The sequence below is a fragment of the uncultured Cardiobacterium sp. genome, from assembly GCF_938028185.1.
GTDB lineage: Bacteria > Pseudomonadota > Gammaproteobacteria > Cardiobacteriales > Cardiobacteriaceae > Cardiobacterium.
In genome coordinates this window covers 1-8,178 of record NZ_CALJAH010000210.1, presented here as the reverse complement: position 1 = coordinate 8,178, position 8,178 = coordinate 1, and the positions used below count along the sequence as shown (strand labels likewise).

At 60.7% G+C, this 8,178-nt stretch carries 9 protein-coding genes; 4 read left to right on the top strand and 5 right to left on the bottom strand.

Annotated features, from left to right (window positions below):
- Positions 1 to 134 precede the first annotated feature (134 nt).
- Both creC and Q0349_RS06230 read right to left on the bottom strand, forming a co-directional pair.
- The gene (gene creC, locus Q0349_RS06235; protein WP_298080013.1) at positions 135 to 1,538 is read right to left on the bottom strand and encodes a two-component system sensor histidine kinase CreC; all 1,404 of its coding nucleotides are present in this window, start codon (positions 1,536 to 1,538) and stop codon (positions 135 to 137) included.
- A gap of 28 nt (positions 1,539 to 1,566) precedes the next feature.
- Entirely contained in the window at positions 1,567 to 1,728 is a 162-nt protein-coding gene (locus tag Q0349_RS06230) for a hypothetical protein (RefSeq protein ID WP_298080012.1), read from the bottom strand.
- Positions 1,729 to 2,013: 285 nt separating this feature from the next.
- Here Q0349_RS06230 and Q0349_RS06225 point away from each other — a divergent pair, with 285 nt between their 5' ends.
- The 4 genes from Q0349_RS06225 (at position 2,014) to Q0349_RS06210 (ending at position 5,045) form a co-directional block, all read left to right on the top strand.
- Entirely contained in the window at positions 2,014 to 3,126 is a 1,113-nt protein-coding gene (locus tag Q0349_RS06225) for an RNA ligase RtcB family protein (RefSeq protein ID WP_298080011.1), read from the top strand.
- Positions 3,123 to 3,737 (top strand): peptide chain release factor H, encoded by a 615-nt coding sequence (gene prfH / locus Q0349_RS06220; protein WP_298080010.1) that lies wholly within the window; start codon positions 3,123 to 3,125, stop codon positions 3,735 to 3,737. Before Q0349_RS06225 ends, prfH begins: the two co-directional genes overlap by 4 nt.
- Positions 3,738 to 4,103: 366 nt before the next feature.
- Entirely contained in the window at positions 4,104 to 4,475 is a 372-nt protein-coding gene (locus tag Q0349_RS06215; RefSeq protein WP_298080009.1) for a tetratricopeptide repeat protein, read from the top strand.
- A gap of 6 nt (positions 4,476 to 4,481) precedes the next feature.
- Positions 4,482 to 5,045 (top strand): tetratricopeptide repeat protein, encoded by a 564-nt coding sequence (locus Q0349_RS06210; RefSeq protein ID WP_298080008.1) that lies wholly within the window; start codon positions 4,482 to 4,484, stop codon positions 5,043 to 5,045.
- A gap of 115 nt (positions 5,046 to 5,160) precedes the next feature.
- Here Q0349_RS06210 and Q0349_RS06205 read toward each other — a convergent pair whose 3' ends face one another.
- The 3 genes from Q0349_RS06205 to Q0349_RS06195 all read right to left on the bottom strand — a co-directional run.
- Complete coding sequence (locus Q0349_RS06205; RefSeq protein WP_298080007.1) at positions 5,161 to 6,309, bottom strand: hypothetical protein; 1,149 nt, start codon at positions 6,307 to 6,309, stop codon at positions 5,161 to 5,163.
- Between the two features lie 83 nt (positions 6,310 to 6,392).
- Positions 6,393 to 6,986: a copper chaperone PCu(A)C gene (locus Q0349_RS06200; RefSeq protein ID WP_298080006.1), complete on the bottom strand. Its 594-nt coding sequence runs from the start codon at positions 6,984 to 6,986 to the stop codon at positions 6,393 to 6,395.
- Between the two features lie 144 nt (positions 6,987 to 7,130).
- A partial coding sequence (locus Q0349_RS06195; RefSeq protein WP_298080005.1) for an ATP-binding cassette domain-containing protein occupies positions 7,131 to 8,178 on the bottom strand: 1,048 nt, incomplete at its 5' end.

Below are 8,178 nucleotides of genomic sequence, written 5' to 3'. Positions count from 1 at the left end.
CGCCGTACAAATGCGTACTGTCTTCGGCGACGCGCCTTGTCTGAAACTTTCGGTGGATGGCTATATCAGCATACATTTTAGGACACCACCCTGTGGGCTTGCCCTGCAGGGGGCGGTCGCGCACCAAGTGCTATTTATGACGGCAACACCAGCGTGATGCGCAAGCCGCCATCGCTGTTTTCCGCGCGCACCGTGCCGCCGTGCTGTTCGGCGATTTGTGCGACCAGCGTCAGGCCGAGACCGCTGTTTTCTTTGCGGTTCAGGGTGTAGTAGCGCTCAAACAGGCGCGGCAGCGCGTAATCCGGCAGCGGCGCGCGTGTCGGGTTATGCAGCGCAAGGCGGGTCTCGCTGCGGTTTTGGCTGACGGTGAGGCTGATGGCACTGCCGTCCGGCGCTTCGCGGATGGCGTTGTCGAGCAGGTTGGTCAGTGCCTGCTCCAGCCAGAACGGGTCGGCACGGAGCGAGATGGCGGTGGCCTCGTCCGCCGCGTTGCCGTTATGGATGAGGCGCAGGGTGAGATTTTTTTGTGCGAGGCGCGGTTGTTGTTCGCGCTGCTGTTTGCGCCAGAGGGCGGCGAGGTCAAGCAGCTGTTTGTGGACGGGTTCTTTTTCGATGCGCGACAGTTGCAGCAGGCGCTGCACCAGGCGGTGCAGCCGCGTGCTTTGTTGGGCGATGTTGGCGGCGAAGCGGGCGCGGTCGGCGGCGGGCAGGTCGTCTTGCAGCAGTTCGGCGCTGGCGCTGATGGCGGTGAGCGGGCTTTTCAGCTCGTGGGTGAGGGTTTCGATGTAGCGGGTGACGTAGGCGCGGTCTTCCAGCTCGCGCCGCATTTTGCCGATGGCGGCGGTGAGGCGGTTCAGTTCGGAGGCGAGGTGGAAGCGCGGTGCGGGTGGAATCGGCGCGTGCGCAGTGGCGTAGCGGCGGACGCGGTCAATGCTGCGCCGTATCCACAGGGTGAGCAGGGCGATGAGGGCAAGCGTCGCGCCGAGGTAGAGCAGGCCGCTCTGGCGTAGGTCGTCCTGCATTTGTTGCTGGTAGGGGGCGAGGTCGGTGGCGGGTTTGCCAAGGCTGACCACGCCGAGCAGGCGGCCATCGGCGGCGTGGACGGGCGCGGCGACGTACATCGTGCCCTGGGTACTGCGCGCGCCGTACTGCCCGCGCAGGGTGCGGAGGATGTCGTTCCAGCGGCTGTAATCTTTGCCGGTCTCCGCCGGGTCGCTGTGGAAAAGGACGGTGCCGCGCGCATCGGTGATGATGAGTTGCTGGCGGCTCGCAGTTTTGTGGTGCTGGTTGATGTGGACGTCTTGCGGGCGGGCGAGTTCGGCGCGCAGCCTCGCCTGCCAGGCGGGGTCATGGATGGTGCCGTTTTCCAGCGCCGGGGCAAGCGTGGCGGCAAGGGCGTGGGCGTTGTCGGCAAGCGTGTCTTCCAGCACTTCTTTCATGCCGGGGCGGATTTGTTGTTGTACGTCGCGCAGGAGCAGCGCGCCGCCGAGGGTGAGGGCAAGGCCGTAAACGAGAAAGAGGCGGACGAAGATGCTCATGGATTTTTATTGGAGTTGGGGCAGGCATTCATTCCTGCCATCCTGCAAACGGGTCGCGGGTATGCGGCGCATTATCGGCGGCGCTGCGGGCAAAGGGATTCATTGCCGGATCCATATTGCTATCTTCCAGCAGGTCAAGAAAACTATTCCAATCGGTGGGACGTGATTTTTGAGGTGTCGCTTTATTCATTTTTCCTCCGCAAATGGAACGCCAGCCATTCTAGCCCGCCCGCCGCCACCGTGCATCTTGTCGCACTTGCACAACAATCCTGTTGCCAGCACGCGACACGCTCCCTATAATCCGCGCCGTTTTTCACCCGCTCAACCGCAAGGAGGTTCCCATGATGCCCATCATCACGCACATCACCCCTTGCAATCACCGCGCCTAAGCGACCTCAACCGCCCGCCTGCGTGATTGCAACCCCCGGACACGGCACAGCTGCGTCCGCAATTTGTCTTTCATTCAGGAATACTTATGGGCAATCAAACCTCCATGGTCATCATTGCCGACCACAAAACCGCTGCCGAAGGCAGCGCCATCCAGCAATTCACCCGCACCGCATCACTGACGCACATCCACGCTGCCGCCGCCATGCCTGACCTGCATCCCGGTCGCGGCTATCCCGTCGGCGCGGCATTCTTCAGCGAAAGCCATCTCTATCCGGCGCTGATTGGCAGCGACATCGGCTGCGGCATGGCGCTGTGGCAGACCGACCTCGCCGCGCGCAAACACAGCGTCGACAAGCTGCTGCGCCGCATCGGCGATTTGGAAACGCCGCCCGGCGACGACTGGCAAGACGCCATCGCCGCCCTGCTCGGCACGGGCGACATCCCTTACCGCCACGCGCTCGGCACCATCGGCGGCGGCAACCACTTCGCGGAAATCCACCGCGTTGATGCCGTCCTTGCGCCAGCGCAACTGCCGCCCGGCTTCGATGCCGACGCACTTTACCTCTTTGTTCACAGCGGTTCGCGCGGCTACGGCGGCGCCATCCTGCGCGACCACATCGAGCGCCACGGCCACGAACCGCTCACCGCCGACAGCGCGGAAGCGGCGGCCTACCTTGCCGCGCACGATGCCGCCTGCGCCTATGCGATCGCCAACCGCACACTGATTGCCGCCCGCCTCGCGCAACAGCTCGGCTGCGCGCACCGCCTCATCAGCGACAGCATCCACAACCAGCTCACCACCCACCGGGGCGGCTGGCTGCACCGCAAAGGTGCGGCGCCTGCCGATAGTGGTCTGGTCGTCATTGCCGGTTCGCGCGGCAGCCACAGCTACCTCGTCCGCCCGACCGGACGGGACGCGGGCACCCTTGCCAGCCTCGCGCACGGTGCCGGGCGCAAATGGCAACGTGGCGCCTGCAAGGCGCGGCTTTCCGGCAAATACCGCCCGGCGGAACTCATGCGCAATCCCTTTGGCGGCCACGTCATCTGCGCCGACAAAACCCTGCTTTACGACGAAGCGCCGCAGGCGTACCGCAACATCGAGCACACCATCGCCGCCCTCGTTGCGCACGGGCTGATTGAGCCGGTCGTCCGCCTCGCGCCGCTCATCACCTACAAAACGCGGGGGGACGGCGCATGATGCAGCTACAAATCAGCGCCGCACAGGAGCCGGGCGAATGCCAACGCGCCGCCGCGCACGTCCGCGACCGCCTGCTGAATGAGGCGCAGGCGGCGGGCATCCGCGCCCGCGTTGTCGCGGAAAACCGCAGCGCGCACGGCATCCATTCTGCGGTGATTGCGCTGCAAGGCAATGGCATTGCAGCCTTCGCCGCGCGCTGGACGGGGACAATTCAATGGATTTGGCAGAGCCGCATCCGCCCGAAACACCCGCGCAAAAACTGGTACGTCGGCGTCTTCCCGCTGGCGGCGGCGCACGCCATTCCGCGCGGCGATGTTGCCATTCAAACCTGCAAGGCAAGCGGCAAGGGCGGGCAGCACGTCAACAAAACGCGCAGCGCCGTCTGGGCGGAAGACACGGCGAGCGGCCTGCGCGTCAAGGTGCAGGACGAACGCTCGCAACACGCCAACAAACGCCTTGCCGTTGCCCGCCTGCATGCGCAACACGCCGCGCTGCAACAGGCGGCAGCGGCCGACCGCCGCGCCGATGCCCGCCAGCAGCATTGGCAGTTGCAACGCGGCAACCCGCTGCGCGTCTTCGTCGGTGATGATTTCCGCGAGCAGGGCGGATAGCCGCAAGCGCGGTTAGACGTTTGCGCCGTAACCGCCTGTGCCATGGTTCGGGCGGTTACGGACTTCGTCCTAGGCGCCCCTACGTGGTTTTTATTGACGGCAAATCTCGCGTAGCGACAAGTATTGCTCGCGCAGCGAGAGAGAGAGACCCAACAAACCGAATGCCGAACCTGTTCCGTTGTTGGGTTACGCGCTGCGCGCTAACCCAACCTACAAGCTTATCTCCCCGCACTGGGTAGTGTCGCCGCCCATGCCTGGCTGCTGCTCAGGCCGTCCGCACCAGCGGACGGTTTTTCTTTATGTCTTGTTTGGCATCAGGCAATCTGCCAAAATGAACTTCCTTTTTACAAATCACAGGAGAAACCCATGCCTTCAAAAATCCTTTTATCTATCTTTACATTTTTCCTATTTTCATCGTTACCAGCCTTTGCCGTTGAAGAGACGCCGGATTATATTGCCGCAATGAAAGAATGGCAGCCAAAAGCAGAAGCAGGAGATGCAGAAGCCCAATTCCGTATTGGACAAATGTATGCGTTTGGACATGGATTCAAGCAAAATATTAAAGAAGCATTTAACTGGTATAAAAAATCAGCCGAACAAGGTTATGCTCAAGGACGTACAGCGCTCGCCCTGGTTTATCTTTGGGGGAACGATTATATTGGCGGGAAAGAAGCTGATTTTGCAGAAGCACAAATTTGGCTGGAAAAAGCGGCTGCCCAAGATGATCCTGCGGCTTAATATTGGTTGGGCTATCTCGCTGAGATAAAAAAAGATTATCAAGAAGCACGAAAATGGTGGGATCAAGCAGCCGCACAGGGTTATTCATATGCCATGACGCAAATAGGCGCTACTTACGAAGATGGCGATGGCGTTGCTAAAGACCTGAAACAGGCCAAAGAATGGTATGAAAAAGCCGCTGCCCAAGAAAAACCCGATCCCGAAGCAATGCATAAACTGGCGGTGATGTATCGTGATGGCACGGGCGTCAAAAAAGATAATGGCAAGGCACATGAATGGTGGGAGAAAGCGAGTCAGGCAGGAAGTCTTTCAGCTTTGTCGACAATCGCCATGGGATATTATGAAGGCAGTATGGGCTACCCCAAAGATATAAAGAAAGCTGTTGATTATTTAGAAAGGTCAGCGGATGTCGGAAATTATGATGCTGCATCGCTTTTGGTCCTTATCTATGCTGAAGGTGAAGAAGGTGTACCATCTAATGTCGATAAAGCGATGCTTTGGAGTAAAAGAATTGATGACAGACAATATTGGCGTAAAATTTTTCTCCTCCGAAGTTTGAAGAATCTTTGAGCGTGTAAAAAAGCGTATAAATATTGCCGCAACAGGGATATTTGTAAGAAATTTATATTTCTTCAAAACAAAGCCCCCCGCCAGTACGACGGGGGCTTTATTTTGCAAACAGCACCTAGTGACAGAGGGTATTACCCGCGCCCATGATGAGGTTTTGCGGGCGGGTGATGCCGCTTAGGGCGATGGTTTGCAGGCCGCCGTCGCGCAGGTCGTAGGCGGTAATCGCCGGGGTGTTGTCGCTCACGATCAGCGCGGTTTTGCTGTCGGCGGTGATAAAGAGCGCGCGGGTGGCGGCGGGCAGCGGCTGTTCGTCGTGCTCTTGTGCCTGCGCGGGCGCGTAGAGGTTCCAGCTTTTCAGGCTTTGGCCGACGGCGATGAGGCGGGTGTCGAGCCAGCCGGTGGCGTAGCGGTCGGTCGGGTTCGGTGCGTGGATGGTTTGTGCGGCAGCGGGGTCGTTGCGCGGAATGATGTGGCCGTTACCGTCGCGGCTGATGTAGAGGTAGAGCTGGCCGTTGTTGTCAATGTAGGGTTGTACCAGCGGCGCAGTCAGCGGGATTTGTTGGGCGATGGTCGCCGTTTCGGTGTTCCAGTTGATACCGAGGTGCTGGTTGCTGGCGGTGGTCGCGCCAAAGAGCAGGTTTTGTTCGTCCGGGCTGATGGCGGCGGCGGTGAGGTCGTGCCAGTCGTCGGGCAGCGGGTAGCGCTGCCGGTTTTGTTCGTTCAGGCTGTAGCGGTAGAGCGCCGGGCTGTCGTCGAGTATCCACAGTTGGCGCGCCAGCGGGCTGTAGAGCCAGGCGCTGATGTGGTGGTAGCCGTCCAGGGTGCGCGTTTCGCCGCTTTCGCTGTTGAGCAGGGTGATGCGGTCGGCGCCACCGGCGATGAGCCAGGGGCTGTCGGCGTCGAACTGGAGGCGGGTGACGGGGTGGGGCAGTTGATGGTTTTTTTCGCTGTGGTCGCCGAGCTGGCGGATGGTGATGCGGTCGCCGCCGTCGTTGTAGGCGAGCAGGCCGAGGGTTTTGTGGATGGTGAGGTTGCGCGCGGGTTGGGCGAGTTCCAGCAGGCTGGTCTGGCGGTTGCTTTCGAGGTCAATCACCGCGAGTTTCGGGGCGTCGGTATCGCTGACGAAGGCGTAGCGCGCCGGGGCGTTCATGTCGAACAGTTGTTGCAGCACGGTTTCGGGGGTCAGCGTTTTGCTGTAGTGGTAGCCGAGGGCGAGCAGGGCGGCGCAGGCAAGGGTTATGGCGAGGAGCAGGGGTTTTTTCATGGTGGTGCGGGGTGGTTGGCGGGGCATTTTTTTGCCCCTTTCCCGTCAGGCAGGAAAGGGGCGTGTGGGCAGCTCAGGCGCGGTTAGCCTTTCGGTGCGTCTTTTGTCGGCTGGTGTTCATGGCCTTCTTTTTTCATGTCATGGCCTTTCATGTCATGGCCTTTCATGTCATGGCCTTTCATGTCATGACCTTTCATGTCATGGCCGTGCGCACCCGCCTTGTCGCCTTCTACTTTGAAGTGTTCGATGGCTTCTTTGACGGTGATGGTTTTGGCGTCGCATTTGAGGGTTTCGCCATTGCCCAGTTTGAATTCGAGCGGGTAGCTCTCGCCGACTTTCGGGAAGTTCTTTTTGTCGATTTGCATCAGCATGACGTGGTAGCCGCCTTTTTTGAAGTGGTGGAGGCCGGGGGTGACGTCATATTCCTGGATTTGGCTCATTTCCATTTTGCCGTCTTTGTGGATCATTTCGTGCAGCTCAACGTGGCTGGTGATTTTGTCGGCGCTGGCACTGGTGAGTTTGACGGTTTCTTTGCCCTTGTTTTCGATGTCGAAGAAGGCGCCGGTCATTTGTTTGCCGGGGATGACTTCCTGGATGAGGCAGTTGCTGACTTGCAGGTCGCCTGCTGCCATTGCTGCACTGCTGACCAGCGCGCCGAGGATGAGGATTTTTTTCATGGGTTGCTCCTGGGTTGGATGGGGGATGCCTGTGAACTATGAACGATTTTTCACGGTTTTACACACGGCGCGCGCAACTATATCACACGGGACGGCGGGGGCTGGTTTGATTGTGGTCAAGTGGCGCGGCAGGTGGGGGGATGGTCATGTTTCGTCGCGGAACAGCGCTTCTACTGCGCCGTTTGCGCGGAGGAAGTAGAGGCGGCGCGGGTTGAGATAGATGCGCTGACCGGGTTGCAGCGGCTGACGCAGCCAGGTTTGTGCGGGCAGTGGCAGTTGCCAGCGGGCATCATCACCCCAGCCCTGGTTCTTGACGGTCAGGCGGTAGTTGGCGCCGAGCAGGGTGTTGTGTTCGATGATGACGGGGAGCTGGACGTGGCCGGGCGGGTGGGCAGTGAGTTCGAGGTCCTGCACGCGCAGGGCGAGTTCGCCGTCGCCGTCATCAAGGTAACGTTCGGCTTTTGCCCAGCCGCGTCCGCTGTGGAGGATGTGGTTTGCGATGTGTGCCGGGAAGCGGCGGGTGTCGCTCATGAAGTTGAAGACTTGCGCGTCGGCGGGGTCGGCGTAAAGCTGCTGCGGGTCGGCGTTTTGTGCGATGGCGCCGTTGCGCATGACGACGATGCGGTCGGCCAGATCCAGCGCTTCTTCGCGGTCGTGGGTGACGAAGACGCCGGTGAAGCGCAGTTCGCGTTGTAGTGCTTTCAGCCAGAGGCGCAGGTCGTGCCGCACTTGTACGTCGAGCGCGCCGAAGGGTTCGTCAAAGAGGATGACTTCCGGCTCGGTAGCCAGCGCCCGCGCCAGCGCGACGCGCTGTTGCTGCCCGCCGGAGAGTTGTGCCGGGTAACGGCCGCCCATGTCGGCAAGCTGCACCATGTCGAGCAGTTGCGCGACTTTTTCGCGGATGCGCGCTTTCGCCGGGCGCTGGTAGCGCGGCTGGATGGTGAGGCCGAAGGCGATGTTGTCGGCGACGGTGAGGTGTTTGAAGAGTGCGTAGTGCTGGAAGACGAAGCCGATGTGGCGCTCGCGCACCGGCACGTGGGTAACGTCGCGGCCATTCAGGCGGATTTGGCCGCCGTCGGCGCTTTCGAGTCCTGCGATGAGGCGCAGCAGGGTGGTTTTGCCGCTGCCGGAGGGGCCGAGCAGCGCAGCCATTTCGCCGTTTTCGATGGTGAGATCGGTGGGTTGCAGCGCG

Bases quoted from the DNA above. Each gene is read 5' to 3' on its own strand.
- creC (WP_298080013.1), bottom strand. From the start codon at position 1,538: ATGAGCATCTTCGTCCGCCTCTTTCTCGTTTACGGCCTTGCCCTCACC.
- Q0349_RS06230 (WP_298080012.1), bottom strand. From the start codon at position 1,728: ATGAATAAAGCGACACCTCAAAAATCACGTCCCACCGATTGGAATAGT.
- Q0349_RS06225 (WP_298080011.1), top strand. From the start codon at position 2,014: ATGGGCAATCAAACCTCCATGGTCATCATTGCCGACCACAAAACCGCT.
- prfH (WP_298080010.1), top strand. From the start codon at position 3,123: ATGATGCAGCTACAAATCAGCGCCGCACAGGAGCCGGGCGAATGCCAA.
- Q0349_RS06215 (WP_298080009.1), top strand. From the start codon at position 4,104: ATGCCTTCAAAAATCCTTTTATCTATCTTTACATTTTTCCTATTTTCA.
- Q0349_RS06205 (WP_298080007.1), bottom strand. From the start codon at position 6,309: ATGAAAAAACCCCTGCTCCTCGCCATAACCCTTGCCTGCGCCGCCCTG.
- Q0349_RS06200 (WP_298080006.1), bottom strand. From the start codon at position 6,986: ATGAAAAAAATCCTCATCCTCGGCGCGCTGGTCAGCAGTGCAGCAATG.